Genomic DNA, 25,901 nt, shown 5'->3' with positions numbered 1-25,901 from the left:
GCGTCACCGTAGTCACACGCGCGCGGTGTCCTTGCTCATCCGCCACGCAGCGCCGCCGACGAAGACCAGGAGCCAGAACCCGAGGTTCAGGATCCAGCCGAGGTGCGGGGCGCCGCCGTAGAGGGGCCAGCGGGCCAGGTTCGCGAGCCCGTAGATCGGCGTCAGCGCCGAGATGTGGCCCAGCACTGTCTCGGGGCGGATCCGGAACCAGAGGCCGCCGAGCGCCGCCAGCCCCGCCAGCAGCGGGCCGAGGACCTGCATGACGTTCTCGCTGGGCAGCAGGTAGCCCATGAACAGCCCGAAGGCGCCGAACACGATCGAGCCGAGCCAGGCGATCAGCGCCGCCGTGATCCACACGTGGGTGGGCATCTGCGCCTTGCCGTTGAGCGCGCCGACCACGTTCACCGCGAGGACGGAGAGCCCGCCGAACGCGAGAGAGACGATGGCCTTTGTCGCGATGTAGGCGGCCGGCGACAGTGGGGTCAGCCGCAGCTGCCGCGACCAGCCGAGTGCTCGCTCGTTGGCGACCATGGCGCCGCCGCTGGTCGCGGCGAGGACGGCGCCGTACGCCGCCATGCTGATCAGGATGTACGCCGAGACGTTGCCGGAGCCCACGTCGTCGTTGCCGTAGGTGTCGTTGGCCCCGATGATCAGGTAGAGCAGCACCGGCATCACCAGGGTGAAGATGATCGTGCGGCGATTGCGCATCATCCGCCTGAGCTCGATGCCGAGGACGGTCAGGTTGAAGCCGCCCATCGGCGGCACCCGCCGGGCCGCCACGTCGATGGTCTGGGTGGTCATGCCTGTTCTCCTTCGAGGTGTGCGTCGTCCTGGTCGCCGGTCAGGCTGAGGAAGGCCTCCTCGATGCCCTTGGCGGTGATCTCGACGTCGCGGGCGTCCGTCTGGGTCAGCAGGTGGCGGGCGACCGCGTCGCTGTCCTTCGCGTGCACGATCACCGTCTCGCCGCGGACCTCGACCGAGTCGACGCCGGCGATCGCGGTGAGCGACTCAGCGTCGGGGTCAGTGACGGTCGCGCGCACGGTGCGTCCGGACGCCAGCCCCTTGATCTCGGCGCCCGAGCCGTCGGCGACGACGCGGCCCTTGCTGACCAGGACGATGCGGTCGGCGTACTGGTCGGCCTCCTCGAGGTAGTGCGTGGCGAAGAGGACGGTTCGGCCCTTCTCCGCGTCGGCGCGGATGGCCGACCAGAAGGCACGGCGGCCCTCGACGTCCATGCCGGTCGTCGGCTCGTCGAGGAGCAGGAGCGCCGGGTCGGGGAGCAGCGCCATCGCGAACCGGAGCCGCTGCTGCTCACCACCCGAGCACTTGCCGACCTTGCGGTCGGCGATGCCGTCGATGCCGGCGCGGCGCAGCACCTCGTCGGCCGGGTGGGTGTGGCCGAAGAGGCTCGCGGTGTACTGGACGGTCTCGCGGACGGTGAGGTCCTTGAGCAGTCCGCCGGTCTGCATCACGGCCGAGACGAGGCCGTGGGCGATCGCCTGGCGCGGCTGCATGCCGAGCACCTGCACGTCGCCGGTGGTGGGCTGCGACAGGCCGAGGACCATGTCGATGGTCGTGGTCTTGCCGGCGCCGTTGGGTCCGAGGAAGGCGACGATCTCACCCTGCCCGATCTCGAGATCGATGCCGCGCACGGCGTGGACCGAGCCGAAGTCCTTGGTGACCCCGGCAAGCCGCACCGCAGGGTCGCTGCGCACGTCCGGTCCGAGAGTCTCAGTGGTCGAGGAGGTCATGGCCCCAGCCTGTCGGAATACCGGCCCGCGCGCCTCACCCGCTCGTCACGGCTGCGCCATGACAAATGTCAGGATCGGGCCATGACCACCTCTCCGACGACTCCCCTGGGCCTGTTCGGCACCGACGACCTGATCGCCGCGGAGGACCGGGCCATCCGCGACACCGTGCGGCGGTACGTCGACGAGCGGCTGCGGCCGGCGGTCGCCGGCTGGTTCGAGACCGGCACCGTGCCGGCCCGGGAGCTGTCCGCCGAGCTCGGTCGGCTCGGGGTGCTCGGGATGCACCTGGAGGGCTACGGCTGCGCAGGCACCTCCGCCACGGCGTACGGGCTCGCCTGCATGGAGCTCGAGGCAGGCGACTCGGGGCTGCGCTCGCTCGTCTCGGTGCAGGGCTCGCTGGCGATGTTCGCGATCTGGCGGCACGGCAGCGAGGAGCAGAAGCAGGAGTGGCTCCCGCGGATGGCGCGCGGCGAGGCGATCGGCTGCTTCGGCCTGACCGAGCCCGACTTCGGCTCGAACCCGGGCGGCATGCGCACGAGGGCGCGGCGGGAGCCTTCGGGTGACTGGGTGCTCGACGGCACGAAGATGTGGATCACGAACGGATCGGTCGCGGACCTTGCGGTCGTCTGGGCGCGCGCCGAGGAGGGCATCCGCGGCTTCCTCGTGCCCACCGACACCCCTGGGTTCTCGGCACCCGAGATCAAGCACAAGCTCTCGCTGCGGGCGTCGGTCACCAGCGAGCTCGTGCTGGAAGGTGTGCGGCTGCCGGCTGCCGCGATGCTGCCCGGCGCCGAGGGTCTGTCGGGGCCGTTGTCGTGCCTGACCGAGGCTCGCTTCGGGATCATCTTCGGGTCTCTCGGCGCGGCCCGCGACTGCCTCGAGACGACCATCGGCTACACCCGGCAGCGGGAGATCTTCGACCGGCCGCTGGCGGCGTTCCAGCTCTCCCAAGCGAAGCTCGCCGACATGGCCCTCGAGCTCGGCAAGGGCATGCTGCTCGCGCTGCACCTGGCCCACCTGAAGGAGTCGGGCACCCTGCGCCCCGAGCAGATCAGCCTCGGCAAGCTCAACAACGTCCGCGAAGCACTCACGATCGCCCGGGAGTGCCGCACGCTCCTCGGTGCGGCCGGCATCACCCTCGAGTACCCGGTGCTCCGCCACGCCAACAACCTCGAGTCCGTGCTCACCTACGAGGGCACCTCCGAGGTCCACCAGCTGGTGATCGGCCAGGCCCTCACCGGCGAGTCTGCATTCCGTTGAGTTGGGCCTCCCTACCCGTTGAGTTGGGCCTCCCTACCCAGTGAGCTCGGGCGACCTGTCACCGGACAGTCAGCCACTCCCAGCCCGAATGTCAGGGACACCCAACTCGCGGGTCAGGGACACCCAACTCGACGAGCTCTCAGAAGCCGAGCTTGCGGAGCTGGCGGGGGTCGCGCTGCCAGTCCCTGGCGATCTTCACGTGCAGGTCGAGGTAGACCGGCGTGCCGAGGATGGCCTCGATCTGCTTGCGGGCGGCGGTGCCCACCTCCCGGAGCCGGGAGCCCTTGTGGCCGATGACGATGCCCTTCTGGGAGTCGCGCTCGACGTACAGGCTGGCGTGGATGACCAGCAGCGGCTTGTCGGCCGGCCGGTCGGGATCCAGCGCCATCTCCTCCACCACCACCGCGATGGAGTGCGGCAGCTCGTCGCGGACGCCCTCGAGGGCAGCCTCGCGGATGAGCTCGGCGGCGATGTTCTCCTCGGGCGCGTCGGAGAGCTCGCCGTCGGGGTACAGCTGGGGCCCCTCGGGCAGCCGGGCCACGAAGAGGTCGGCGAGCAGGCCGACCTGGTCACCGGATCTCGCCGAGACCGGCACGATCTCTGCGAACTCGGTGCCGACCTCCTCGCCGAGGGCCTGGATCGCCAAGAGGTGCCGGCCCAGGTCCTCGGAGCTCACCAGGTCGGTCTTGGTCGCGACCGCGAACTTGAGGCTTCGGCGCACCTTGGCCAGCTCGCTGAGGATGAACCGGTCGCCCGGGCCGGGCTTCTCGTTCGCCGGGAAGCAGACCGCGACGATGTCGACCTCCGACCACGTCGTCCGGACCAGGTCGTTCAGGCGCTCGCCCAGCAGCGTGCGCGGTCGGTGCAGACCGGGCGTGTCGACCAGGACGAGCTGTGCGTCGTCGCGGTTGACGATCCCGCGCACGACCGTGCGGGTCGTCTGCGGCTTCGAGGAGGTGATCACCACCTTGGAGCCGACCATCGCGTTGGTCAGGGTGGACTTCCCCGCGTTCGGCCGGCCGACGAAGCACGCGAAGCCGCTGCGGTAGGTGCTCGGGCGCATGCCGCCGGACTCAGCCACCGGTAGCTCCTCGCGCCGCGTCGTAGTCGGCCCAGATCTCGTCGTCGCTCTTGCCGGCCGCGCGGCCCGCCTCGTAGATCGGGCGCGGGTCGAGTGCGCGGACCTGGCGGCCGCGGGTGCCGCTCCAGTACCCCATCACGTCGTACGCCGATGACGGCAGCCGCAGGTCGTGGCGCAGGTGACGCCGGATCGCCCGCATCTGAGCCGACTCCCCCGCCATCCAGAAGTACCCGTCGCCCTCCGGCCAGGCCACCCCCTGCACGAGGTCGGCGAGCCCGCTCTCTCCGGGCGCCGGCGGCTCGAGCCAGGTCACGTCGGCATCGACATAGCCGGCGACCGGGCCGTCCGGCGTCTCGACGTGGGCAGTCAGCGGCAGCGCCGTCGACTCGCTGATCCGGGCGATCGCGGGCAGCGCGGTCAGGTCGCCCACGAGCAGCACCCACGACGCGCCGGGCGGGAGCTCGAAGGACCCCTTGGGTGCCGAGACGCCCACCGGGTCACCGACGCAGTCGCTCTGCGTCCACTCGGTGACGAGGCCCTCGTCGTGGACGACGATGTCGAGGACCAGCTCGCCTTCCTGCCACGACCGCACGGTGTAGTAGCGGGTCTGGAACTGCCCCGGGACCGTCAGCGCCACCCACTCGTCCGGCACGCCCGTGGAGGCGAACCCGTCGAGCCCGGTGACCACGATCCGGACCAGGTGCTCGCTGAGCTGCTCACGCCTCGCGACGGTGCCCTCGAAGGCGCGAGAGTCGGGACGGGCGTTCACTCGGCAAGGCTAGCGGCAGCCCCGGCCCGACCTGACGCGCACGGATCCCGTGGCTGGATCCCTGCCCGGCGTCCAGAGGTCTCGACTGATCGCTCGCAGGGTCGCTGCTCGACCACCAGTGCGGCCACCGAGCGCTGCGACCCGGTGGTTTTGAGGAGGTCGCGCGATGACCATCGCGAAACCCCGGTGACGCTCAGTAGGGCTGGACGACCTTGAGCTTGCCACCCTTGACCACCTTGAGCTTCGCCACGTGGAGCCGGCGCTGGCCGCAGGTCGGCGCGAGCAGCTGGCAGTCGACGGTGTTGTAGCCCACCTGGCCGGCGTTCCACGCGTGGTAGCCGAGCCGCAGCCGGCCGCGGGTGTCGATGAAGGGTGCCGGGCCGCCGGGTCCGGCGATCGCACCCTGCGTGGCGAGCAGTGGTTTCTTGCGGGGCTTGTGGCAGTCGCCCTTCCAGCTCTTGCAGATCAGGTAGCCGATGGCGTAGCGGGTGGTGGCGTAGGAGTTCGCCGAGTAGAAGACGTAGTAGCGCTTCTGGAAGCGGATCATCGCCGGGTTCTCGATGATCGAGCCCTCCCAGGACTGGTTCACCTTCGCCAGGTACTGCGCGCTCTTCCCGGGCAGGACCCCGGTCGCGGCCAGGTCCATCGGCTGGGTCCACAGCTTCGCGGGATAGAGGTCGCGCTTCCAGACCAGCCACGGCCGGCCGTTCGGCGCGACGAAGACCTGCGGGTCGATCGCCCCTCGAGTCGGGCACAGCGTCGGCTGGGTGGTGGTGTCGGTGAAGGGGCCGGTCGGGTTCGGCGCGTGCGCCAGCGAGATGCACATCAGCGTGCCGGGAGCGCTGGCAACCTGCGCGGCGTACGCGAGCACGAAGTTGTTCTTCCCGATCTTGGTGACCGACGGCGCCCACGGTCCCTGGCCCGGGCGAGTCCGACCGTCCGGCAGGGTCGTCTTCGTCGCCCAGGTCGCGACGTGGGGCAGTCCGTCGCCGGCCGGCGCGTCGGCGGTCGCCGGACGGGCGATCCACGTGTGCAGGTCTGTCGACGTCATCGTGGGCAGGTTGACCGGCTCGCCCTGGGGTCCGCTCGTCGTCGAGTAGGCGAAGTACTTCGACCCCAGCCGCATGATCCACGGATCGGGGAAGTCGCCGGCGTAGGCCTGTCCGGGGTTGATCGGGTCCTGGCCCTTGGGGGCGGGCAGCTGGGGGCGCGCCTGGGCCGGCGGGAGCATCGCAACGGGTGCGACGCCCAGCAGCAGGCCGAGACAGAGGAGGGTGCGGACGGTCCGAGAGCGAAGCATCCGGACATGATGCCTTGGATCGGCGGACGATCCGGGCCAATTCGCCGGCGTTGCGATGAGTTTCGCGGTGCCGGACGGTCAGAATGGCACACCTTTCGCGCGGGCCGGCCCGCCGAGACACCAAGGAGACCGCCGTGAAGATCCGCACCCGGATGTGCACCAGCCTCGACGGCTACGTCACCACACCGAACGGCTGGCCGGTCCAGCTCGCCGATCCCGACTTCTCGCCGGAACGCTACGGCTTCGTGGCGTTCCAGGGCACCTGCGACGCCGTCCTGATGGGCCGGAGCACCTTCGAACCCGCCCTTGGGGCGCCGCAGTGGCCCTGGGGCGATCTCGACGTCTTCGTCCTCGGATCGACCCGTCCGGCGGGCACCCCCGACCACGTGGTCGTGGACAGTGACCCGGCCCGGCTGCTCGAACGGGTCCGCAAGGCGAACCGTGGCGGAGACGTCCACCTGGTCGGCGGCCCGAGCACGATCGAGGCGTTCCGGGCACTCGGAGCGCTCGACCGCCTCGGGCTGGTCGTGCTGCCGCTGCTGACGGGATCGGGCCTGCAGCTCACACCGTCCGTCGCCACCGACGCCTCGCTGGAGCTCGAATCGGTCCACCCGCTGGAGGGTGGACCGCTCGAGGTCACCTACGTGTGCCGCTGACGACGTACGTCGCTCAGGAGAGCCAGGTCGGCCGCAGCGGCATCCCGCTCCGGCCATTCACGGTGTTCGTCGCGAGCACCTGGTGCAGCTGGATCTCGTTGGTCTCGAAGCCCATCCGCGAGCCGGCGATGTACAGGCCCCACACCCGCGCGGTGCCCTCACCGACCTCCCGGACGCAGTCGTCCCAGTGCTCGACGAGGTTGTGGTTCCACCCGGTCAGCGTCTTGGCGTAGTGCATCCGGAGGTTCTCCTCGTGGTGCACCTCGAGGCCGGCGTCCTGGGCCTCGGTGATGATCCGGCCGGAGCCGGTCAGCTCGCCGTCGGGGAACACGTAGCGGTCGATGAAGGCGCCGGTGCTCAGCTTGCGGTTCTGCGAGCGCGTGATGCAGTGGTTGAGCAGCCGGCCCTCGGGACGGAGCTTCGACTTCAGGAACTTGAAGTACGACGCGTAGTTGCCGACGCCGATGTGCTCGGTGAGGCCGATCGAGCTCACTGCGTCGAAACCCGACTCGGCGACGTGGCGGTAGTCGAGGTGCCGGACCTCGGCGACGTCGTCCAGGCCCTCCTCCTTGATCTTGCTCTGCGCCCAGCTCGCCTGCTCTGCGGAGAGCGTGACGCCCAGCGCCGTGACGCCGTACTCCTTGACGGCGTGGCGGACCATGCCGCCCCAGCCGCAGCCCACGTCGAGCAGGCGCTGACCCGGCTTGAGGTCGAGCTTGCGGCAGACCAGGTCGTACTTGGCGAACTGCGCCTCCTCGAGGGTGGCGTCCTCGGTGGGGAAGACCGCGCAGGTGTAGGTCATCGACGGGCCCAGCACCAGCTCGTAGAAGCGGTTCGAGACGTCGTAGTGGTGGTGGATCACCTCGGCGTCGCGCTCCGGGGAGTGCAGGAAGCCCTCCATCATCCGGCGCCACCGGGGCAGGTGCTCCTGCGGCGGCACCGGCGGCGGCTTGAGGTTGGCGATGCCGACCGAGCGCAGCAGTGCGACCGCCTCGCCGGGCGTCGGCAGCCGGAACTTCAGGCCCTCGCGGCTGCCCTTGATCGCCATCAGTGCGGAGTACGGGTCGCCCGGGTGGGCCCCGATCAGCTCCAGGTCACCCGACACGTAGGCGCGCGCCAGACCGAGGTCTCCGGGTGCCGAGATGAGGTAGGAGAGCCCGCGCTCGTTGCGCAGGTCGAGGCCGAACTCGGCGTCCGCGGGGCCGGCACTGCTGCCGTCGTACGCCGTGAAGCGGAACGGCAGGTCGCCGATCAGCAGGTGGCTGAACGCGTCTGCGATCGACATCGTCGGAGCCAGGGTGGTCATCGTCGGGTTACCGCCTTTTCGTAGAGGCTGATGAACCTGTCATCAGGGTCGTAGCGGTGCTTGACCGCAGCCAGGTTGGGACCGTCGTAGAGCCGGTCGAAGGTGTCCTTGTCGTAGAAGGCGTCGGAGTAGAGCGACTTGTGCCCGTCGAGCTCGTGCACCTTGGCCTCGATCGCCCTGTTGCGCGGCGCATCCGGGGCGTCGGGCCCGACGTGGACCGTCCCCCAGAAGCCGGCGTTGACGTAGGTGTGGCCGGGCTCCAGGGGGTACGACGGCCACTTCTCGTGCGCGACCAGCGGACAGAGCCACACGGGGCGCATGCCGACCTCGACGTCGAACCAGTCGAGGAACTCGCCGAGCCGGTCGACCGGGATCTCCACGTCCTGGATGACCCGCTCGCGCTGCGGACGCCCGGCTCGGCGGTCGAGCCGGTCGGCGATCCCGAACCGGCGGTCGAGGCCGAGCAGCCGCATGTAGACGTCCGAGCGACGCCAGCGCCCCGGCCAGAACCGCCGGATCCGCGGGTCCTGGGCGCCGAAGGCACCCGAGCACCAGAACCAGTCGGTGTCCCAGCGCCACAGGTAGTCGTGGACGGTGAGCAGGTCGGTCTCGCGCTGCTGGATCGAGCGGAAGTAGATCTGCTGGCCCGTGTAGTCAGAGGGCACGGCGTCGGACGGGCCATCGGTGGTCGAGCCTGTCGAAACCTCGTCGGTCCAGGTCGCCAGGGTGAGGTAGTACTCCCCCGGCTCGAACGCGACACCGTCCATGCCGTCGACGCGGACGCCGTCCCACTCGCGGCTCTCGGTGATCTGCGTGATCGCGGCCGACAGCTTGTCGGCCTCGTGGAAGCGCACGTGCCGCAGCGCGGCGTACGCCGGCACCGGCTCGAGGCGGATCCGCAGCCGGGTCGCGTAGCCCAGCGAGCCGTAGGAGTTGGGGAAGGTGCGGAACAGGTCGGTGTGCTCGTTGTCCGGGCGGGCCGTGACCACCTCGCCGGTGCCGGTGAACACGTCCATCTCGAGGACCGACTCGTGCGGCAGGCCACTGCGGAACGACGTCGACTCGATGCCAAGGCCCGTGACCGCGCCCCCGAGGGTGATCGTCTTGAGCTGCGGGACGACGTACGGGATCAGGCCGTGCCGGAGCGTCTCCTCGACCAGCCGCTCGTAGGTGCACATGCCCTGCACGTCGGCCGTGCGGCCCGCTGCGTCGATGCCGATGACGCCGTCGAGACCCGAGACGTCGAGACCCGGGCCGCTGGCGGCAGCACGGTGCCGGAAGAGGTTCGACGTCTTCTTCGCCAGCCGAATCGTGTCGGCCGGCGCGATGGCGGCGTACGACTCGCGCAGCCGGCCGACGGCCGCCTCGTGACGCGCCCTCCCGATCAATCCCACTGGAGCAATTTAGACCCCGGGCCGGGTGTCACGTCGAGTGAGTATCACCGATCGTCCCGTTCGGGGCTCCGTGGTGGACCGGTACGCCGCCTCCGGCGAACTCGCGCAGGAGATCCAGCTCGGTCTCGAGGAAGGGACCCTCGTTGAGCACGACCGCCGCCTCGGCACCTCGAGAACCGCTGGCGAGCGCCATCGCGATGCACACACCGAGCGCGGAGACCTGCAGCGACGGGAGGTCGACAGTCGCGCCGGCGTACGTGCGGCCGTCGAGGTCTCGCAGCGCGGCACCCTCCGCGGCGCCCGTCCGGGCCCGGGTCGCGCGGGCGAGCACGACCAGCTTGTTGTCCTCGGCGTCCACGACCGGTGATCCTACTGACCCGACCGCCGAGGCGGCTCACCTGAAAGCGCCAGACCCGCCGAGGCGGCTCAGGTGAAAGCCCCAGACCCGCCGAGGCGGCGCACATGAAACTGCCCGGCTTTCATCTGCGCCGCCTCGGCGGTCTTCAGGCTTTCATCTGCGCCGCCTCGGCGGTCTTCAGGCTTTCAGTTGCGCCGCCTCGGCGGAGTCGGCGGAAGCTGCGGTTGCGGACCGTGCGGACCCGGGGTCGGCGGAGCGGTGGGCAGCCGGCGTGATCAGCACCGTGCCGACCCGGTTGCGGCGGCCCTTGGTCTCCTCGGCGCGGAAGACCAGCCCGGCGACCTCGACGGTCGATCCGGGGATCGGGACCTTGCCGAGGTGCTTGGCCATCAGCCCGCCGACCGAGTCGACCTCGTCGTCCTCGATCTCGACGCCGACGACCTCCTCGAGGTCGTCGACCGGGAACCGCGACGACACCCGGGTCGAGCCGTCCGGCAGGTGCTCCACCGGTGTCTCGCTGCGGTCGAACTCGTCGGTGATCTCGCCGACGATCTCCTCGAGGATGTCCTCGATGGTGACCAGGCCCGCCGTGCCGCCGTACTCGTCGACGACCACCGCGATGTGCCTGCGCGACTGCTGCATCTCACGGAGCAGGTCGTCGGCGGGCTTGGAGTCCGGCACCCAGAGCACCGGGCGCATCACCGACTCGACGTGCTCGGTGGTCTCGGCGTCCTTGCGGTCGAAGACACGACGCGCCACGTCCTTGAGGTAGGCGAACCCCACGGTGTCGTCGAGGTCTTCGCCGACCACCGGCACCCGGGAGAAGCCGCTGCGCAGGAACAGCGACATCGCCTGGCGCAGCGTCTTGTGGCGCTCGATGTAGACCACGTCGGTGCGGGGAACCATCACCTCGCGCACGATCGTGTCGCCCAGCTCGAAGACCGAGTGGATCATCGCGCGCTCGTCGGACTCGATCAGGCTGCTCGCCTCGGCCAGGTCGACCAGCTCGCGCAGCTCGGCCTCGGACGCGAACGGCCCCTCGGAGAAGCCCTTGCCGGGGGTGAGCGCGTTGCCGACCAGGATCAGGAGCTGCGGGATCGGGCCGAGCACCCGGGTGACGAAGATCAGCACGGCGGCAGAGCCGAGCGCGATCCGCTCCGAGTGCTGGCGGCCCAGCGTGCGCGGGGCGACTCCGATCACCACGAACGAGACCACCAGCATCAGCCCGACGGTCACCAGCACGACCGCCCACCAGCGGTCACCCAGCGCGTGCTGGATCATCAGCGTCGCGAGCACGACCGCGCCGGTCTCGGCGAGCAGCCGCAGGAACAGCGCGGTGTTGAGGTAGCGCGGCGGGTCGTCGAGGATCTTCAGGACCCGGCCGGCGCCGGGCCGGCGGTCGTCCTCGAGCTCCTCGGCCCGTGCCCTGGAGAACCCCGCGAGAGCCGCCTCCGCTGCGCTCAGCAGCCCGGCGACCAGCACGAGGCCGACGACGACCAGCAGCAGGCCCGGACTGTCGGCCCTCACGTCGCGGAGACCTCGCCCGACGGGTCGCCCGGCTGGTCGCCCCCGAGCTGGCCCTGCCACTCGGCGAGGAGCCGGGCCTGGAGGCCGAACATCTCCTCGTGCTCCTCGGGCTCGGCGTGGTCGTAGCCGAGCAGGTGCAGGACGCCGTGCACGGTGAGCATGTCCAGCTCGTCGGTCGCCGTGTAGCCGGTCTGCCCCTTGGCGACCGCCTCCTCGGCCTGCCGGACCGCGACCGCCGGGCACAGCACCAGGTCGCCGAGCACGCCCTCCTCGGGCTCCTCGTTGACCTTGCCGGGGCGCAGCTCGTCCATGGGGAACGCGAGCACGTCGGTGGGGCCGTCCTTCTCCATCCACTTCGCGTTGAGCTCGGCGATGGTGTCCTCGTCGACCGCGGTCACGCAGAGCTCGGCCTGGGGGTGCACCCGCATCCGGTCAAGCACGAAGGCGGCGAGCCGCTGGGTCCGGCGCACGTCGACCAGGTCGAGCCCCGACTCGTTGAGCACCTCGATACTCACCTGGGTCCTCGCTTCGCATCGGACGCCAGGCGAGCATCCGGATGGCTGTGCCTGATTGGTCGCTCGCTTCGCTCGCTCATGAACGGCTCACTCCGGGCTGCCCGACCTCATCGCCCGCAGCTGTTCGGCACGGGCGTCGAACTCGTCGTACGCCGCCACGATCCGGCCGACCAGCTTGTGCCGGACCACGTCGTGGGCGGTCAGCCGGTTGAAGGAGACGTCGTCGATGCCGTCCAGGATCCCCTCGACGATGCGCAGCCCGGACCGGATGCCGGAGGGGAGGTCGACCTGCGTGACGTCGCCGGTGACGACGATCTTCGAGCCGAAGCCGAGCCGGGTCAGGAACATCTTCATCTGCTCGGCCGTGGTGTTCTGCGCTTCGTCGAGGATGATGAACGAGTCGTTGAGCGACCGGCCGCGCAGGAACGCCAGCGGCGCCACCTCGATGGTGCCGGCGGCGAGCAGCTTCGGGATGCTCTCCGGGTCGACCATGTCGTGCAGCGCGTCGTACAGCGGTCGCAGGTAGGGGTCGATCTTCTCGCTGAGCGTGCCGGGCAGGAACCCGAGCTTCTCACCGGCCTCGACGGCCGGGCGGCTGAGGATGATCCGGTTGACCTTCTTGGCCTGCAGCGCCTGCACCGCCTTGGCCATCGCCAGGTAGGTCTTGCCGGTGCCGGCCGGGCCGATCCCGAAGACGATGGTGTGCCGGTCGATGGCGTCGACGTACCGCTTCTGGTTCAGCGTCTTGGGGCGGATGGTCCGGCCGCGGTTGGACAGGATGTTCAGCGAGAGCACGTCGGCGGGCCGCTCGGTGGTCTCGGCCCGCAGCATCGTGATCACGCGCTCGACCGTCTCGGGCGTGAGCCCCTGGCCGGTGCGGACGATGGTGACCAGCTCGTCGAGCATCCGCTCCGCGAGCGCCACCTCGCCGGGATCGCCACTGAGGGTGATCTGGTTGCCGCGGACGTGGACGTCGGCCTCGAGGGCCCTCTCGATCAGCGCGAGGTGCTCGTCACCGGGCCCGAGCAGCGCGACCATGTTGACGCTGGTCGGCACGACCACGGTGTGCTGCGTCCCGGGACCGCGCTCATCATCAGGGTTGTCAGTCATCCGTGCCCTTCTCGGGCGGCCTCTCGGGTCGGTTGCAGGTGCCTTCCAATGCTACGGGAGCGATCCCCGCAGGGCACGTGAGTTGGAGCCGCCGGCTCGCGGGCGACGCTCAGGGCCGGGTCACCAGCAGCAGCCCGAGGCACATCTCGTCGGTCGTGCCCTCGCCCCACATCACGTAGCGGTCCTCGCGCTGCGTCGCGAAGGCGGGCAGCTGATCGCGCAGGTCCTGGCTGTGCGTGCAGGTCACCTTCACGGTGTCGCCACGGTCGAGGTGGATCGGCGGCGTCGCCACGCTTCGCTGGTTGTCGAAGTCCCAGACCGGTATGTCGAGGATCGTGCGCGCCTTCGGCGTGCCGGGATCGACCTCGATCCTGATGGACCTGCCCAGCAGGTGCATGTGCCCGGCCACTCCGCGGATCGTCTCCGGCGAGCTGATCTCGCGCGTGCACGACTGCACCGGCCCCGCGGGACCACCCCCGCAGAGGAAGTGCAGGTAGTTCGCGGTCGAGCCGGGTCCGTCGCCGAACCTGGCCTTCACGTCGGCCAGCGCCTCGTCGCGGTCGCAGAGGTCGCCGCCGTGGCCGGACCGGCACGGGAGCTCGACCGGTGCGGGGATCAGGCGGGTCTCGAGAGCCTTCGTGGCGGGGTCACTGGTCAGCCGCAGCTCGGCCGCACTGGTGTCCGGGGCGCTGCCGGCGAGCAGGTTGTAGTGGACCTGCATGATCACCCGAGACCCCGTGTCGAACTTCTCGCCCAGGCCGTTGCCGTAGAGCTGCTCGGAGCCGCCCGGAGCCCATGCGCCCAGCCAGGGCGCGTCGTCGATCGAGCCGTCGTCGGCCAGGCCGGAGGTGCCGAAGCAGGTCCAGCCCTCTCCTGGCGTCGCCGCGTCCTTGCGCTCCGCGTCGTCGACCAGGTCGGGCGGCACCCGGAACAGGATGACGTGGTGGACGACCTCCGGGTTGCCCGGCCGCACGTTGAAGCCGGTCACGAAGGAGTCGCGAGCCACCTTGGGGTCGAGCAGGAAGCAGCGGTAGTCGTCGGTGCCCACCCCGGTCGGCGCCGAGGGTGTGTACGCCGAGGGCATCCGGACCGTGACCCGGCGCTCACCGGGACGCAGCGGCTGCGACTTCGCCGGGGCAGTCGTGGCGGCCGCCGGCGCGTCGGACGGTGTGGCATGACCGGTCGGGGTGCTGGTCGCACGTGGCCGGTCGGCCGACGTACCACCCGAGCCGCAGGCGGCGAGAAGGACGAGGGCAGCACCGGCGAGAAGGGCAGTGAGGGCGCGTCTCATCCGGGCGGCCAGCCCATCGACCGGCCGCCGAGCAGGTGCACGTGCACGTGGAAGACCGTCTGGTGGGCCGCCGGTCCGGTGTTGAGGACGAGGCGATATCCCTCTGCGAGCCCTTCCTGGGCGGCGATCTCCCGTGCCGCGTCGAAGAGGTGGGCCGCGGTGGCCGGTTCGCCGGCGGCCAGCTCCGCGGCGTTCGGGTAGTGACTGCGCGGAACGACGAGCACATGGGTCGGCGCCTGCGGCTCCAGGTCGCGGAACGCCACGGTCGTCGCTGTCTCGTGCACGACCTCTGCCGGGATCTCACCGGCCACGATCTTGCAGAACAGGCACTCCGGATCCGCGGTCATGATCCTGAGCATAGGCAGGGTTTCGCGACGGTTGCCGCGCAACTCCTCAACCAGCCGGCGTCGGCGTGTAAACCACCGGTCGGGGCTGCGCGTCCCAGTATCGTGAACACGGTCATGCTCTCGACGGCGGAGGAGGCGCCCATCCCTGGCGACACCGCTGACGCCGACGCGGCGCTCGAGGAGCTCTACGCCACCCACTACGCGGGACTCGTCCGGATGGCCGTGCTCCTGCTGCGCGACCAGGGCCTCGCCGAGGACGTGGTGCAGGACGCCTACGTCGCCGTCCACGGACGCTGGCACCGGATCGACCCGGCCAAGGCACCGGCGTACCTGCGCCAGACGGTGGTGAACCGGTCGCGGAGCGCGCTGCGCCACCGCACCGTGGTCGCCCGGCACCAGCCCGATCCGCTGCCCGACGGGGCACCCGCCGACGAGGCCGTGCTGCGCACGGAGCGACGCTCGACCGTCCTCGACGCCCTCGCCGCGCTCCCGACCCGGCAGCGCGAGGTGCTCGTGCTGCGCCACTACCTCGACCTCTCCGAGGCCGACATCGCCGCCACGCTGGGCATCAGTCGCGGTGCGGTGAAGAGCCACGCGTCGCGTGCCGCTGCAGCCCTGCGCGCACGTCTCTCGCCCGAGGAGGACTCATGACAGGCCCGATCGACACCGGTGACGACGACCTCCGCCGGCTGCTCCACGAGGCGGTCGCCGACGTGCGGCCCCGCGACGCGCTCGACGACATCCGATCCCGAACCGACAAGGTGATCCCCATGAAGCGCTGGTTCCTCCCGACCCTGGCCGTCGCCGCCGTGATGGCAGCCGTCGTGGGTGGTGCGTTCTGGCTCACCGACGACGACCAAAAGGTCGCACCGTCGACCACGCCGACCGTGGGCCCGTCCCAGACGCCCACGACGTCCTCGACGGACCCGGGCCACGCCCCCCGCGCGGTGCCGGTGTACTTCGCCGGCAGCACCGCCCACGGCGACAAGCTGTTCCGAGAGTTCCAGCGGAAGGACCTCTGCGGCGACACCGACTGCCTCCTCAAGGCTGCCGCGGTCGCCGCGGTCAACGGGAAGCCCGACGACCCGGACTACCGGACGCTGTGGCCCGCCGGAGCGACCGTCGGCAGGGTCGGCCAGGACGGCGACACGATCGTGATCGACCTCGCCAGTGGCGTCCGCGACCGACCCGCAGAGATGTCGGCCGACGACGCCGGCCTGGCGGTCCAGCAGCTCGTGTACTCGGCGCAGGCCGCGGTGGGCCGGGGCCGGCTGCCGGTGCAGCTGCTCATCGACGGCCAGCACACCGACATGGTCCTCGGCGTACCGGCAGCCGAGCCGCTCGCGGCCGACAACCCCGACGACGTGCTCGCGCCGGTGCAGGTCGACTCGCCGGCCGACGGCGCACAGGTCTCCGGCACGTTCACGGTGACCGGCCGAGCCGCCGCCTTCGAGGCGAACGTCGCGTGGGAGCTCACCCAGGACGGCGACGTCGTCAAGCACGGCTTCACCACCGCGCAGGAGTGCTGCACGCTGTCGCCGTACTCGTTCGAGGTCACCGCACCTCCCGGCACCTACACCCTGGTCGTGCACGACACCGACGAGTCCGGTGGTGGCCGGCCCGTCGACCAGGACACCAAGGAGATCACCGTCCAGTGACCCGGCTGTCGACCCGAGCCCTGACCACGACGCTGTGGCTGCGCCAGCAGCTCGTGCCCGGGCACCGCACCGTCCACGGCACCGCAGAGATGGTCGAGCACCTGATCGGCCTGCAGGCACAGGACAACCTGCCGCCCTACCTCTCCCTGGCCGCGCGGATCGGCGGCTTCGACCCGCAGAACCTGTCCGGCAGTCTCGAGCGCCGCCACCTGGTGCGCTTCCGCACCATGCGCGGCACCGTGCACGTCCTCACCCCTGAGGACGCGCTCACGTTGCGTCCGTGGGTGCAGCCGGCGCTCGACCGGGTCAGTGGGTCGAGCGCGCAGAACAAGCCGGCTGCCGGGCTCACCAACGAGGTGCTGACGTCCGGCGTGCGCAAGCTGACCGGGGGTGCAGCGGTCCCGATCGGGGAGCTCGCGCTCGGGCTCGCCGAGGAGTTCCCGGACGTGCCGGAGCCGGTCCTGCGCCACGTCGTCCCCGAGCGCGTGCCGCTGCTCCATGCACCACCGCGTGGCTTGTGGAAGCAGAGCGGCGGCGTGGTCTACGCACTCGCCGACGAGTGGCTCGGCCGGCCCTTCGCGGAGCCCGACGTGCGTGACCTGGTGCGGCGCTACCTGCGCGCCTACGGGCCGGCGACACCGGCGGACATGACGAAGTGGTCGGCGGTCAGCCGGCTCGCCCCGGTGTTCAAGGACCTGCACGCGGCCGGCGAGCTGGTCACGCACACCGACGACCAGGGCCGGACCCTGTACGACGTACCGGACGGCGTGCTCGCCGACGAGGACCTTGCGCTTCCCACCGTGATGCTCGGGACCTACGACAACCTGTTCCTGTCCCATGCCGACCGGGATCGGGTCGCACCGGACGAGATGCGCAGGAGATGGATGGGCCCCAACGGCGGCGTCGGCCCGACCCTCTTCGTCGACGGCCTGCTGGCGGGATCGTGGCGCTTCGACGGCAGTGTCTTCGAGGTCGAGCCGTATCGGCCCCTGGCTGCGACCGAGCGACGTGCCGTCGAGGGCGAGAAGGAGCGGATCGCCGAGCTGCTGGCTCGCTGACTCAGAGGGACGTTCGTCGCGGGATCACCCGCGCCGGCTCGAGCTCCCGGCGGACCAGTGCCTCCGCGACCGCACTGAGCTTCAGGTGGTTGCTGCGGGCGTAGGCGCGGATGGCCTCGAAGGCGACGCCCATGTCGAGCCCGCCGAACTCCGCGATCACGCCCTTCGCCTGCTCGACGGAGATGCGGGTGCTCAGAGCCAGCTGCAGCTGCTCGACGAGGATCGAGGCGCGGGACACCGTGCGCTGCTGGAGGATGCCGATCGTGGCGACGTCGGCGAGCGCCTGGGCGAGCCGGGCGTCGAACTCCGAGAGCGGCGGCTGGGTGGAGTTGAAGAGGTTGAGGGCGCCGATCTTCTCCTCGCGCAGCCGCATCGGCAGGGCGTAGACCGCGGAGAACCCGACCCCCTCGATGGCGTGCGAGAACGCGGGCCAGCGTCGCTGCACCTGCCCGAGATCGGTGACCGAGACCGGCTCACCGGTCTCGACCGCCTCGAGGCAGGGACCCGAGCGACTCTCGAGCTGGAAGACCTCCATCAGGTAGGACGCCTCGTTGGAGCTGGCGACCACCTCCAGGTGCCGGTCGCGGTTGACCAGGAGGATGGCAGCGGCGTCGACGCCGATGAGCGTCACGCAGTCCGCGACCAGGCGGTCGAGCAGCTCGACGACGTCGAAGTCGTCGACCAGGGTGTCGGCGAGCGCCACGAAGCTCTGGGCCACCAGGGCGGCCTGCCTGCTCGTGTCGTGGTTCTCCTGGCTCTCATTCATGGGCCATCCCCGCCTTTCCGAACCTCTGCCTCCCCGAAACGCCGCTGTCCCGAGATCACGTCAGCGGCAACGTGCGTGACTTGCCGGTCCTCGCTGAAGGCCACCGAGCGAAGCAGCATCAGCGCCTCCTCGATGGTGATTCCCGCCTGCTGCATGACCATCCCGGCTGCCTGGTGGACCGTCATCCGCAGGCCGGATCCGATGCTGTCGCCGGCACGCGGGTCGACCAGGGCCAGACCGATCAGCTCGGTGATGTCGGTCGCGTGCCGGTGCTGCTCGCTGGTGAGGCGAGTGGGCGCTCGTGAGTACAGCCCCACGGTCCCCAAGGCCTTGTCGTCGATCATGATCGGGTACGCCTGGATCGCGCGGACGCCGGCCGTGACCGCCTCGACGGCGAACAGCGGCCACCGATGCAAGGACACCCTGCTCTCCAGGTCGTCGGCGGCGGTCGGGAGCCCCGACTCGACCGCATCGACGCCGGGGCCCTGCCCGAGCGCGAACTCGAGCTCCGCCACGCGCTCGGCAACCTCGTCGGTGGCCAGGAGGAGCTCGAGGCTCGCGAATGCGTTCGCCCAGGTGACCGTCATCGCCTGGACCCCCGTCCGGAGCACGCCGATGCGGCAGAAGTCGGCGAGGCGGCGCAGACCGTCCGGATCCGAGATCGCCGCCTCATCCCCCCACATGCCGCAGCCCGTCCCCCGCACCTCCTGGACGGCCACTCCACGGTTCCGGCCGCTTCGAACTCTACGCCTGTTTGCGCCCGAACCACGTCGCAACGAGGTCTGTCGCGGATCCGAAGTCGGGTGTAGGTTCGAGGTGACGTCCCAGGCCAGCACCGGATGGGCGTCGACGGCCCGGACCCCGCCGCTCTCAGTGAGAATGCGATGGGGGACGTCGTGGCAGACCGAGGTGACGCAGTCAGACGGCCTCCGTCCGCCTGCACACGCGCTGTGCGTGATCCGTCCTTGTCGTGCGCCGCCCCGGCCACCGCCGGCCGGGAGTGGTGGACGTGGCGGCCACGGAACAGGGGGCCGTGGCCACCATCGCGGAAAGGCGCATCGGCCCGGGCAGACCGCGAGCGACATCAGCGGTCGTGACCGATGCGGAGCTGCCCGGCGGGAGCTGACTCGATCCTCGATCTCCCAGGAGTCGTTCCCGTCGGGCGCTCACCCTCTGCGCCTGCTCGTCTCAGCTCCAGCGGAGCGTGCGGGCGAGCAGCGCGGACACGGCGACGACGCCGGCCGTCGAGGTGCGTAGCACCGAGGACCCGAGGCGCACCACCTCTCCCCCGGCCGCCGCGAACGCACTGAGCTCCTCGTCGGTGAGGCCGCCCTCCGGACCGACCACCACCACCACCGTCTCGACACCCTCGAGCGGCAAGGCGGCGAGCGGCACCTGGGCGGACTCGTGGAGCACCACGGCGAGGTCCGCCTCACCGAGCAGCGCGATCACCTCGTCGGTCGAGGCCGGTGCGGTCACCTCGGGCAGCCACGACCGGCGTGCCTGCTTCGACGCCGTGCGCGCGGTGCTCCGCCACTTCGACAGCGACTTCGCAGCACGGTCCCCGCGCCAGATCGCGACCGAGCGCGCGGCTGCCCAGGGGACGATCCGGTCGACGTCGATCTCGGTCAGCATCTCCACGGCGAGCTCGCCACGGTCGCCCTTCGGGATCGCCTGGACGACGGTGACGTGGGGCACCGGTCGCTCGGCGTGCCCGATCGAGTCGACCCGGACCGACAGCGTCGACCGGCCCGCCTCGGTCACCGTGCAGGTCGCAGAAGTGCCGGCGCCGTCGCTGAGCACGAGCTGCTCACCCTCGCGGATGCGCCGCACGGTGGCGGCGTGCCGGCCCTCGTCGCCGTCGAGCACGACCAGGTCGCCCTGGACTGCGCTCGTGACCGCGTCGGTGAGGAAGACCGGCAGGCTCACGACCGGGAGCCGGTCATCGGCAGCTCATCGCTGGTTGAAGGCGTCGCGGAGGCGGCCGAACATGCCCTTGTGCGCGGGCTGCATCCGGCCGTCGGGTGACTCCTCGTTGCGCAGCGCCGCGAGCTCGCGCAGGAGCTCCTCCTGCCGCTCGTCGAGCCGGGTCGGCGTCTCGACCTCCACGGTGGCGACCACGTCGCCCCGCGCCGCCGATCGCAGGCTCGGTACGCCGCGCCCGCGGAGGACCTTCTCGGTGCCGGACTGGGTGCCCGGGGCGATCTCGAGCGTCACCGAGCGCTCCACCGTCGCGTCCTCGCTGTCGAGGTCGCCCTCCAGCAGCGGCAGCTCGATGCTGGTGCCCAGCGCGGCCGCGGTCATCGGGACACTGACCCGACAGCGCAGGTCGAGGCCGTCGCGCTCGAAGATCCGGTGCGGGGCGACGTGCACCTCGACGTACAGGTCTCCGGGGGCACCGCCTCCGGGCCCGACCTCGCCCTCGCCGCTCAGCTGAACACGTGTGCCTGTGTCGACGCCCGGCGGGATCTTCACGGTGATCGCGCGCCGCGACCGCACCCGGCCGTCGCCCGCGCACTCGCGGCAGGGGTCGGGGATGATCTCGCCGTAGCCGCGGCAGGCGGCGCACGGCCGCAAGGTGCGGATCTCGCCGAGGAACGACCGCTGGACGTGCTGGACCTCGCCACGGCCGTGGCAGGTCTCGCAGGTGATCGGGCGGGAGCCCTCGGCCGCCCCGGAGCCGCGGCAGGTGGAGCACAGCACCGCCGTGTCGACCTTCAGCTCCCGGGTCGTGCCGAACGCCGCCTCGGCGAGCTCGAGGTCGATCCGCACGAGAGCGTCCTGACCGCGGCGCTGGCGCGGGCGCGGACCACGGCCGGCTGCCTGCTGGCCACCGAAGAACGCGTCCATGATGTCGGTGAACGAGAACCCGGCGCCCTGGCCGAATCCGCCGGCGCCGAACGGGTCGCCGCCGAGGTCGTAGACGCGGCGCTTCTCCGGGTCCGACAGCACCTCGTAGGCGTGCGAGACCTCCTTGAAGCGCTCCGCTGCACCCGGCTCGGAGTTCACGTCCGGGTGGTACTGCCGGGCGAGCCGGCGATAGGCCTTCTTGATCGTGTCGGCGTCCGCATCGCGGTCGACGCCGAGGATCGCGTAGGGGTCCTGGGTCACGGGGTTCAGCTCATCCTTCGTCGAGGATTGTCGAGACATAGCGTGCTACGGCGCGCACCGCAGCCATGGTGCCGGGGTAGTCCATCCGCGTCGGGCCGACGATGCCGAGGGAAGCCAGCGCCTCCTCGGCCGCGCCGTAGCCGGTCGCGACCACCGACGTCGAGGACAGCTCGTCGATGGGTCCTTCGTGGCCGATGCGCACGGTGACCTCGGCCGGCGAGGTGGCCTCGCCGAGCAGCTTGAGCAGCACGACGTGCTCCTCGAGGGCCTCCAGCATCGGCTTCACGGAGCGCTCGAAGCTGTCGCCGAAGCGGGCCAGGTTGGCGGTGCCGCCGACGACGACGCGCTGGTCGGAGCGGTGGTCGGACATCGCCTCCACCAGCGCCGCAGCCACGATGGAGTACGTCATCCGGCTCTCGGCGGTGACCTCCTCGGGAAGCCGGCCCAGGGCCGCCGCAGCGTCGGAGATGCGGACACCGCTCGCGCCTGCGTTGACCCGGCCGCGAAGGTCCGCGATGACGTCGTCGGTGAGCTCGACCGGCACCTCGATCACCCGCTGCTCGACGCGGCCGGTCGAGAGGATGAGCACCGCGAGCAGCCGTGAGGTGCTGAGTGCGACCAGTTCGACGTGGCGCACCGTGGAGCGCGCCAGCGTGGGGTACTGCACGATGGCGACCTGCTGGGTCAGCTGCGCGAGCAGCCGCACGCTGCGCTGGACGACGTCATCGAGGTCGTGCGCACCCTCGAGGAAGGTGGCGATCGCCCTCTTCTCCGCGGCCGACATCGGCTTGAGGCTGGTCAGCCGGTCGACGAAGAACCGGTAGCCCTTGTCGGTGGGGATCCGGCCGGCGCTGGTGTGCGGCTGGGCGATCAGCCCCTCCTCCTCGAGCGCGGCCATGTCGTTGCGCACCGTGGCCGGCGAGACGCCGAGGCGGTGCCGCTCGACCAGCGTCTTGCTCCCGACCGGCTCCTGGGTGGCGACATAGTCCTCGACGATCGCCCGCAGCACGGCGAGCTTGCGATCCTCGATCATGTCGACTCCTCTCGACCTCGGCTGCTGGCACTCCTGCACGCTGAGTGCCAAGTCTACTAGGCGGCGGGTCCTGCGCCGGCCTCTCTAGGGTGGCGCCATGAGCATGTTCGCCGAGGTGGCCGACCGGGTGTGGGTGGCGCGCTACGAGTGGTTCGACGTCAACGTCGGGGTGGTCGGCGGGTCGGAAGGCCTGCTGGTGGTCGACACGAACGCCTCGGAGGCCGCCGCGGGTGCCGTCCTGGCCGACCTCCGCCGGCTCTCGAGCGCTCCGCTGCTGGCTGCCGTGAACACCCACGTGCACTTCGACCACACCTTCGGCAACGGCGTCTTCGCCGCTGAGGGAGCCGAGCTCGTGGCGCACGAGGACGCAGCCGCGGACCTTCCCGAGCACGCGGCGCGGATCCGCGCCCAGGCCGCCGCCGAGGTCGACGAGGACGCGCGGTACGCCGAGCTGGTCGCCACCACGGAGGTGGTGCCGGCGCGCACGTTCTCCTCTGCGCTGACCGTCGACCTCGGCGACCGGGTCGTCGAGCTGGTGCACCCGGGCCGCGGCCACACCCGCGGGGATCTCGTCGTACGCGTGCCGGACGCCGACCTGCTGCTGGCCGGTGACCTGGTCGAGGAGTCGACGGCGCGCGCGGCGGTGCCGGGCTTCGGAAGTGACTGCTACCCGATGGACTGGCCGTCGACCCTCGACCTGGTGCTGAACCTGGTCGGCCCCGGCACCGTGGTGGTGCCGGGGCACGGAGCGCCCGTCGGCCGCGACTACGTCCAGGAGCAGCGAGCGGCGCTCGGCGTGGTCGCCGAGACGATCAGGGACCTGGCCGGGCGGGGTGTCCCGCTCGACCAGGCCCTCGATGCGGCGGAGTGGCCCTACCCGCGTGAGGCACTGGCCGACGCGGTACGCCGGGGCTACGAGCACCTCCCCCGGGCGCAGAAGCGGTTGCCGCTGATCTGAGCGCGTCACCAGTGGTAGCGGCGCCGCCGTCTCAGGAAGACGAACCCGCACGCGAAGAACGCCAGCAGCACGAACGGGATGTGGGTGAGCACGGTGAGGGCGATCAGCAGGAGCAGCACCGGCACGAACGGCACCGGCAACAAGCCGCGCCGACCCCACGGGCCCCGACGACCCCGGTTGGCGGGCCACTCGCGCTCGGTCGGCACCGACCCGAGGTCCGCGAAGATCGGGGCCAGGTCGGCGTAGGTCCTCGCCGTCCAGACCGCGTCGCTGCGCTCGTCGAACTCCTCCTTGTCGAGGCGTCCGGCGGCGTAGTGCTCACTGAGCCGTGCGATCGCCCGGTCACGGTCGGCGTCGCTCAGCCTGAGGTCGGGCCGCTGGTCGGGTCGGTACATCGTGCTCACTCCTGCTCGTCGGCTTCGGGGTCTGCGTCGTCTGCGTCGGGGCCCTCGGCGAGCAGCCCGTAGAGGCGTCGCCGCGTGTCCGCGAGGATCTGGACCGCCTTGTCGCGCTGGTCCGGTGTGCCGGTCGAGGCGACCTGGATGATCGCACCGACCGTCTGCCCGATGACCTGGCGGAGGTCGCCCGAGCCGTCCTGGGCCTCGTCGTCGTCGAAGGTGCGCCACATCTCCGCGATGTCCTCGGCGTGGGCAGCGACCCGCTCGCGACCGGCGTCGGTGAGCTGCAGGGTCTTGCGACCCGTCGCAGCGTCCTCGACCAGGCCCTCGTCCTGGAGCTGCGCGATCGTCGGGTAGACCGAGCCGGGGCTCGGCTTCCACGCGCCGTTGCTGCGCTCGGCGATCTGCTGGATCACCTGGTAGCCGTTGATCGGCTCCGCAGCGTTGGCCAGGACGTCGAGGATCGCGGTGCGGACGTCGCCCCGGCGGACCCGGGAGCGACCGCGCCCGCCGCGGCCGCCGCTGTGGCCGGCCCACTGCGGACCGAACATCTGGGCCACCCACGGCGGCGGGCCGCCCATCGGGCCGCCCCATCCGGGGCCGAAGCCGTGCCGGCCGTGTCCGCGGCCTCGGCCGCGCTGTCGTCGGACCGCTTCGAACTCCGCGGCCCAGGGGGATTCTGAGGTGGGATACATGGTGCTTCTCCTTGTTCTGGGGATCGAGGCGGCGCTTCCGATAGCGCGCCGAACTTCTCGATACGTTGACGATATATCGTGATGTTCCAGAAGTCAAGGCACAGACACGCGCCTCCTCCTCCGCGGCCCGGCAGCGCCGGGTTCGTAGCGTTGGCCGGTGACCACCGATCGCTACGGCTCCGACGTCCTGTCCGGCGACTGTCGGGCTCCCCGCAAGGGGCGCGCCGCCGAGACCGCTGCCGAGCTGGGACTGGTGGTCGAGGCGGTCGTGGACTCGGCGCAGCCCGACTTCTGCGGCGAGATCGTCAAGGTCGAGCGCGACCTGGACACCGTCACGCTGGAGGACAGAAGGAACCGCCGCCGCACCTTCCCGCTCGGCCCCGGCTTCCTGCTGGAGGGCCGGCCGGTGATCCTGGTGCCACCCGCCCGCAGCGGCCCGGCGACACCGACGCGCACGGCATCGGGGTCGCTCGCGGTCCAGGGCACCAGGGCGCGGGTCGCCCGGGCCAGCCGGATCTTCGTCGAAGGACGCCACGACGCCGAGCTGGTCGAGAAGGTCTGGGGTGCCGACCTGCGCGTCGAGGGCGTGGTCGTGGAGTACCTGGACGGCGTGGACGACCTCGCCGAGCACCTCCGCGACTTCCGGCCCGGGCCCGAGCGGCGCGTCGGCGTACTCGTCGACCACCTGGTGGCCGGCTCCAAGGAGAGCCGGATCGCCCAGTCCGTCTCGCGGTCGCCGGTCGGCAAGCACGTGCTGATCGTCGGGCACCCGTTCGTCGACATCTGGGCCGCGGTTAAGCCGCAGCGCCTCGGCAAGGACGCGTGGCCGACGATCCCGCGGACGATCGAGTGGAAGAAGGGCGTCTGCCAGAGCTTCGGGTGGCCGCACCGCGACCAGGCCGACATCGCCCGCGCCTGGCAGCACATCCTGTCGAAGGTCAGCTCGTACGCCGACCTGGAGCCGGCACTCCTGGGTCGCGTCGAGGAGCTGATCGACTTCGTGACGGGCTGAACCAACTCGCCGAGGCGGCTCACATGAAAGCCTCCAGAACGTCGAGGCGGCTCACATGAAAGAGATCTTGTTTCATCTGCGCCGCCTCGGCGCTATCCGGGCTTTCATCTGCGCCGCCTCGACGTGATCCGGGCTTTCACCTGCGCCGCCTCGACGTGATCTGGGCTTTCAGCTCCGCAGGATCCGCCCCTGCGCGTCGCGACTGTCGCTGACCAGGATCACGATCCCGTCGATGAACGGCCACAGTCCCCCGATCCCGCAGGTGAGCAGGGTGACCCCCAGCTGCCAGCCGCCGGTCTTCGAGTCCCCGATGTAGAACCGGCCGATCCCGAGCGGGAGCAGGATCTGCAGCAGGCCGGCGACGATCTTGCTCTTCTCCGAGTACGGCAGCCCGGTCCCCGGGTGGATCCCGTAGGGCGCCCAGCCCGGTTGACCAGGGGTCGCGTAGCCGGGCGCCTGCCCCGGCGGAGGCGGGGGCGCCGGTGGCAGTGGCTGCTGAGGCTGGCTCGGGTCGGGCGGCGGGACCTCGGTCATGCGCCGACCCTAG

General features: G+C 71.0%; 28 protein-coding genes. 7 read left to right on the top strand and 21 right to left on the bottom strand.

Annotation, left to right across the window (positions count from 1 at the left end):
* Window positions 1-12: 12 nt before the first annotated feature.
* The gene (locus tag ACVW00_RS07580) at window positions 13-801 is read right to left on the bottom strand and encodes an ABC transporter permease (protein WP_457110290.1); all 789 of its coding nucleotides are present in this window, start codon (window positions 799-801) and stop codon (window positions 13-15) included.
* On the bottom strand, window positions 798-1,751 hold the full coding sequence (locus tag ACVW00_RS07575; protein ID WP_457110289.1) for an ABC transporter ATP-binding protein: 954 nt from the start codon (window positions 1,749-1,751) through the stop codon (window positions 798-800). The genes ACVW00_RS07580 and ACVW00_RS07575 overlap by 4 nt, the downstream gene beginning before the upstream one ends.
* Before the next feature lie 81 nt (window positions 1,752-1,832).
* Between ACVW00_RS07575 and ACVW00_RS07570 the strand changes: the two genes are divergently transcribed.
* Window positions 1,833-3,011, top strand: coding sequence for an acyl-CoA dehydrogenase family protein (locus ACVW00_RS07570; RefSeq protein WP_457110288.1), 1,179 nt, complete (start codon window positions 1,833-1,835; stop codon window positions 3,009-3,011).
* A gap of 139 nt (window positions 3,012-3,150) precedes the next feature.
* On the opposite strand, the gene era is transcribed toward ACVW00_RS07570, so the two are convergent.
* The 3 genes from era to ACVW00_RS07555 all read right to left on the bottom strand — a co-directional run bounded on the left by era (window position 3,151) and on the right by ACVW00_RS07555 (window position 6,161).
* Window positions 3,151-4,074 (bottom strand): GTPase Era, encoded by a 924-nt coding sequence (gene era / locus ACVW00_RS07565; RefSeq protein ID WP_457113085.1) that lies wholly within the window; start codon window positions 4,072-4,074, stop codon window positions 3,151-3,153.
* A gap of 10 nt (window positions 4,075-4,084) precedes the next feature.
* The gene (locus tag ACVW00_RS07560; RefSeq protein WP_457110287.1) at window positions 4,085-4,861 is read right to left on the bottom strand and encodes a siderophore-interacting protein; all 777 of its coding nucleotides are present in this window, start codon (window positions 4,859-4,861) and stop codon (window positions 4,085-4,087) included.
* Between the two features lie 193 nt (window positions 4,862-5,054).
* Window positions 5,055-6,161 carry a glycoside hydrolase family 43 protein gene (locus tag ACVW00_RS07555; RefSeq protein WP_457110286.1) on the bottom strand — a complete coding sequence of 369 codons (1,107 nt, stop codon included), beginning with the start codon at window positions 6,159-6,161 and terminating at the stop codon, window positions 5,055-5,057.
* Window positions 6,162-6,295: 134 nt separating this feature from the next.
* Here ACVW00_RS07555 and ACVW00_RS07550 point away from each other — a divergent pair, with 134 nt between their 5' ends.
* Window positions 6,296-6,817, top strand: a complete 522-nt coding sequence (locus tag ACVW00_RS07550) for a dihydrofolate reductase family protein (protein ID WP_457110285.1) — start codon at window positions 6,296-6,298, stop codon at window positions 6,815-6,817.
* A gap of 13 nt (window positions 6,818-6,830) precedes the next feature.
* On the opposite strand, the gene ACVW00_RS07545 is transcribed toward ACVW00_RS07550, so the two are convergent.
* The 8 genes from ACVW00_RS07545 to ACVW00_RS07510 form a co-directional block, all read right to left on the bottom strand.
* Entirely contained in the window at window positions 6,831-8,123 is a 1,293-nt protein-coding gene (locus ACVW00_RS07545) for a class I SAM-dependent methyltransferase (protein WP_457110284.1), read from the bottom strand.
* Window positions 8,120-9,517: an FAD-binding oxidoreductase gene (locus tag ACVW00_RS07540; RefSeq protein ID WP_457110283.1), complete on the bottom strand. Its 1,398-nt coding sequence runs from the start codon at window positions 9,515-9,517 to the stop codon at window positions 8,120-8,122. The genes ACVW00_RS07545 and ACVW00_RS07540 overlap by 4 nt, the downstream gene beginning before the upstream one ends.
* 28 nt (window positions 9,518-9,545) lie before the next feature.
* Window positions 9,546-9,875: a cytidine deaminase gene (locus ACVW00_RS07535; protein WP_457110282.1), complete on the bottom strand. Its 330-nt coding sequence runs from the start codon at window positions 9,873-9,875 to the stop codon at window positions 9,546-9,548.
* A 177-nt stretch (window positions 9,876-10,052) separates the two neighbouring features.
* Entirely contained in the window at window positions 10,053-11,402 is a 1,350-nt protein-coding gene (locus tag ACVW00_RS07530; protein ID WP_457110281.1) for a hemolysin family protein, read from the bottom strand.
* A complete protein-coding gene (gene ybeY / locus ACVW00_RS07525; RefSeq protein ID WP_457110280.1) occupies window positions 11,399-11,917 on the bottom strand; it encodes an rRNA maturation RNase YbeY in 519 nt (172 codons plus the stop codon). Before ybeY ends, ACVW00_RS07530 begins: the two co-directional genes overlap by 4 nt.
* 87 nt (window positions 11,918-12,004) lie before the next feature.
* Entirely contained in the window at window positions 12,005-13,027 is a 1,023-nt protein-coding gene (locus tag ACVW00_RS07520; protein ID WP_457110279.1) for a PhoH family protein, read from the bottom strand.
* Between the two features lie 109 nt (window positions 13,028-13,136).
* Window positions 13,137-14,318, bottom strand: coding sequence for a hypothetical protein (locus ACVW00_RS07515; protein WP_457110278.1), 1,182 nt, complete (start codon window positions 14,316-14,318; stop codon window positions 13,137-13,139).
* On the bottom strand, window positions 14,315-14,665 hold the full coding sequence (locus tag ACVW00_RS07510) for a histidine triad nucleotide-binding protein (protein ID WP_457110277.1): 351 nt from the start codon (window positions 14,663-14,665) through the stop codon (window positions 14,315-14,317). Before ACVW00_RS07510 ends, ACVW00_RS07515 begins: the two co-directional genes overlap by 4 nt.
* A 114-nt stretch (window positions 14,666-14,779) precedes the next feature.
* Between ACVW00_RS07510 and ACVW00_RS07505 the strand changes: the two genes are divergently transcribed.
* From ACVW00_RS07505 to ACVW00_RS07495, 3 genes are read left to right on the top strand one after another with little or no spacing between them, the layout of a single operon-like run.
* Window positions 14,780-15,316 (top strand): SigE family RNA polymerase sigma factor, encoded by a 537-nt coding sequence (locus ACVW00_RS07505; protein ID WP_457110276.1) that lies wholly within the window; start codon window positions 14,780-14,782, stop codon window positions 15,314-15,316.
* Entirely contained in the window at window positions 15,313-16,323 is a 1,011-nt protein-coding gene (locus tag ACVW00_RS07500) for a Gmad2 immunoglobulin-like domain-containing protein (RefSeq protein WP_457110275.1), read from the top strand. Before ACVW00_RS07505 ends, ACVW00_RS07500 begins: the two co-directional genes overlap by 4 nt.
* Window positions 16,320-17,381, top strand: coding sequence for a winged helix DNA-binding domain-containing protein (locus ACVW00_RS07495; protein WP_457110274.1), 1,062 nt, complete (start codon window positions 16,320-16,322; stop codon window positions 17,379-17,381). Before ACVW00_RS07500 ends, ACVW00_RS07495 begins: the two co-directional genes overlap by 4 nt.
* Window position 17,382: 1 nt before the next feature.
* Here the strand turns inward: ACVW00_RS07495 and ACVW00_RS07490 are convergent, their stop codons facing one another.
* The 5 genes from ACVW00_RS07490 to hrcA form a co-directional block, all read right to left on the bottom strand.
* Window positions 17,383-18,147 (bottom strand): GAF and ANTAR domain-containing protein, encoded by a 765-nt coding sequence (locus tag ACVW00_RS07490; RefSeq protein ID WP_457110273.1) that lies wholly within the window; start codon window positions 18,145-18,147, stop codon window positions 17,383-17,385.
* Window positions 18,144-18,830, bottom strand: coding sequence for a GAF and ANTAR domain-containing protein (locus ACVW00_RS07485; RefSeq protein WP_457110272.1), 687 nt, complete (start codon window positions 18,828-18,830; stop codon window positions 18,144-18,146). The genes ACVW00_RS07490 and ACVW00_RS07485 overlap by 4 nt, the downstream gene beginning before the upstream one ends.
* A gap of 505 nt (window positions 18,831-19,335) precedes the next feature.
* Window positions 19,336-20,076: a 16S rRNA (uracil(1498)-N(3))-methyltransferase gene (locus ACVW00_RS07480; RefSeq protein WP_457110271.1), complete on the bottom strand. Its 741-nt coding sequence runs from the start codon at window positions 20,074-20,076 to the stop codon at window positions 19,336-19,338.
* Between the two features lie 24 nt (window positions 20,077-20,100).
* Window positions 20,101-21,258: a molecular chaperone DnaJ gene (gene dnaJ, locus ACVW00_RS07475; protein ID WP_457110270.1), complete on the bottom strand. Its 1,158-nt coding sequence runs from the start codon at window positions 21,256-21,258 to the stop codon at window positions 20,101-20,103.
* 10 nt (window positions 21,259-21,268) lie between these two features.
* Window positions 21,269-22,291, bottom strand: a complete 1,023-nt coding sequence (gene hrcA, locus ACVW00_RS07470) for a heat-inducible transcriptional repressor HrcA (RefSeq protein WP_457110269.1) — start codon at window positions 22,289-22,291, stop codon at window positions 21,269-21,271.
* Window positions 22,292-22,388: 97 nt separating this feature from the next.
* On the opposite strand from hrcA, the gene ACVW00_RS07465 reads away from it, so the two are divergent.
* Window positions 22,389-23,249 carry an MBL fold metallo-hydrolase gene (locus tag ACVW00_RS07465; RefSeq protein ID WP_457110268.1) on the top strand — a complete coding sequence of 287 codons (861 nt, stop codon included), beginning with the start codon at window positions 22,389-22,391 and terminating at the stop codon, window positions 23,247-23,249.
* Between the two features lie 5 nt (window positions 23,250-23,254).
* Here ACVW00_RS07465 and ACVW00_RS07460 read toward each other — a convergent pair whose 3' ends face one another.
* Both ACVW00_RS07460 and ACVW00_RS07455 read right to left on the bottom strand, forming a co-directional pair.
* On the bottom strand, window positions 23,255-23,644 hold the full coding sequence (locus ACVW00_RS07460) for a DUF1707 SHOCT-like domain-containing protein (protein WP_457113084.1): 390 nt from the start codon (window positions 23,642-23,644) through the stop codon (window positions 23,255-23,257).
* Window positions 23,645-23,649: 5 nt separating this feature from the next.
* On the bottom strand, window positions 23,650-24,342 hold the full coding sequence (locus ACVW00_RS07455) for a PadR family transcriptional regulator (RefSeq protein ID WP_457110267.1): 693 nt from the start codon (window positions 24,340-24,342) through the stop codon (window positions 23,650-23,652).
* Between the two features lie 157 nt (window positions 24,343-24,499).
* Here ACVW00_RS07455 and ACVW00_RS07450 point away from each other — a divergent pair, with 157 nt between their 5' ends.
* A complete protein-coding gene (locus tag ACVW00_RS07450; RefSeq protein ID WP_457110266.1) occupies window positions 24,500-25,354 on the top strand; it encodes a DUF3097 domain-containing protein in 855 nt (284 codons plus the stop codon).
* A gap of 168 nt (window positions 25,355-25,522) precedes the next feature.
* Here ACVW00_RS07450 and ACVW00_RS07445 read toward each other — a convergent pair whose 3' ends face one another.
* A complete protein-coding gene (locus ACVW00_RS07445) occupies window positions 25,523-25,888 on the bottom strand; it encodes a TM2 domain-containing protein (RefSeq protein WP_457110265.1) in 366 nt (121 codons plus the stop codon).
* Window positions 25,889-25,901 lie beyond the last annotated feature (13 nt).

It is taken from the genome of Marmoricola sp. URHA0025 HA25 (assembly GCF_054059435.1).
This window is presented reverse-complemented; position numbering and strand designations above follow the sequence as displayed.

Excerpts from the sequence above, each read along its gene's own strand:
- ACVW00_RS07580 (WP_457110290.1), bottom strand. The coding sequence starts at position 801 with ATGACCACCCAGACCATCGACGTGGCGGCCCGGCGGGTGCCGCCGATG.
- ACVW00_RS07575 (WP_457110289.1), bottom strand. The coding sequence starts at position 1,751 with ATGACCTCCTCGACCACTGAGACTCTCGGACCGGACGTGCGCAGCGAC.
- ACVW00_RS07570 (WP_457110288.1), top strand. The coding sequence starts at position 1,833 with ATGACCACCTCTCCGACGACTCCCCTGGGCCTGTTCGGCACCGACGAC.
- era (WP_457113085.1), bottom strand. The coding sequence starts at position 4,074 with ATGCGCCCGAGCACCTACCGCAGCGGCTTCGCGTGCTTCGTCGGCCGG.
- ACVW00_RS07555 (WP_457110286.1), bottom strand. The coding sequence starts at position 6,161 with ATGCTTCGCTCTCGGACCGTCCGCACCCTCCTCTGTCTCGGCCTGCTG.
- ACVW00_RS07545 (WP_457110284.1), bottom strand. The coding sequence starts at position 8,123 with ATGACCACCCTGGCTCCGACGATGTCGATCGCAGACGCGTTCAGCCAC.
- ACVW00_RS07520 (WP_457110279.1), bottom strand. The coding sequence starts at position 13,027 with ATGACTGACAACCCTGATGATGAGCGCGGTCCCGGGACGCAGCACACC.
- ACVW00_RS07515 (WP_457110278.1), bottom strand. The coding sequence starts at position 14,318 with ATGAGACGCGCCCTCACTGCCCTTCTCGCCGGTGCTGCCCTCGTCCTT.
- ACVW00_RS07510 (WP_457110277.1), bottom strand. The coding sequence starts at position 14,665 with ATGACCGCGGATCCGGAGTGCCTGTTCTGCAAGATCGTGGCCGGTGAG.
- ACVW00_RS07505 (WP_457110276.1), top strand. The coding sequence starts at position 14,780 with ATGCTCTCGACGGCGGAGGAGGCGCCCATCCCTGGCGACACCGCTGAC.
- ACVW00_RS07500 (WP_457110275.1), top strand. The coding sequence starts at position 15,313 with ATGACAGGCCCGATCGACACCGGTGACGACGACCTCCGCCGGCTGCTC.
- ACVW00_RS07490 (WP_457110273.1), bottom strand. The coding sequence starts at position 18,147 with ATGAATGAGAGCCAGGAGAACCACGACACGAGCAGGCAGGCCGCCCTG.
- ACVW00_RS07485 (WP_457110272.1), bottom strand. The coding sequence starts at position 18,830 with ATGTGGGGGGATGAGGCGGCGATCTCGGATCCGGACGGTCTGCGCCGC.
- hrcA (WP_457110269.1), bottom strand. The coding sequence starts at position 22,291 with ATGATCGAGGATCGCAAGCTCGCCGTGCTGCGGGCGATCGTCGAGGAC.
- ACVW00_RS07465 (WP_457110268.1), top strand. The coding sequence starts at position 22,389 with ATGAGCATGTTCGCCGAGGTGGCCGACCGGGTGTGGGTGGCGCGCTAC.
- ACVW00_RS07460 (WP_457113084.1), bottom strand. The coding sequence starts at position 23,644 with ATGTACCGACCCGACCAGCGGCCCGACCTCAGGCTGAGCGACGCCGAC.
- ACVW00_RS07455 (WP_457110267.1), bottom strand. The coding sequence starts at position 24,342 with ATGTATCCCACCTCAGAATCCCCCTGGGCCGCGGAGTTCGAAGCGGTC.
- ACVW00_RS07445 (WP_457110265.1), bottom strand. The coding sequence starts at position 25,888 with ATGACCGAGGTCCCGCCGCCCGACCCGAGCCAGCCTCAGCAGCCACTG.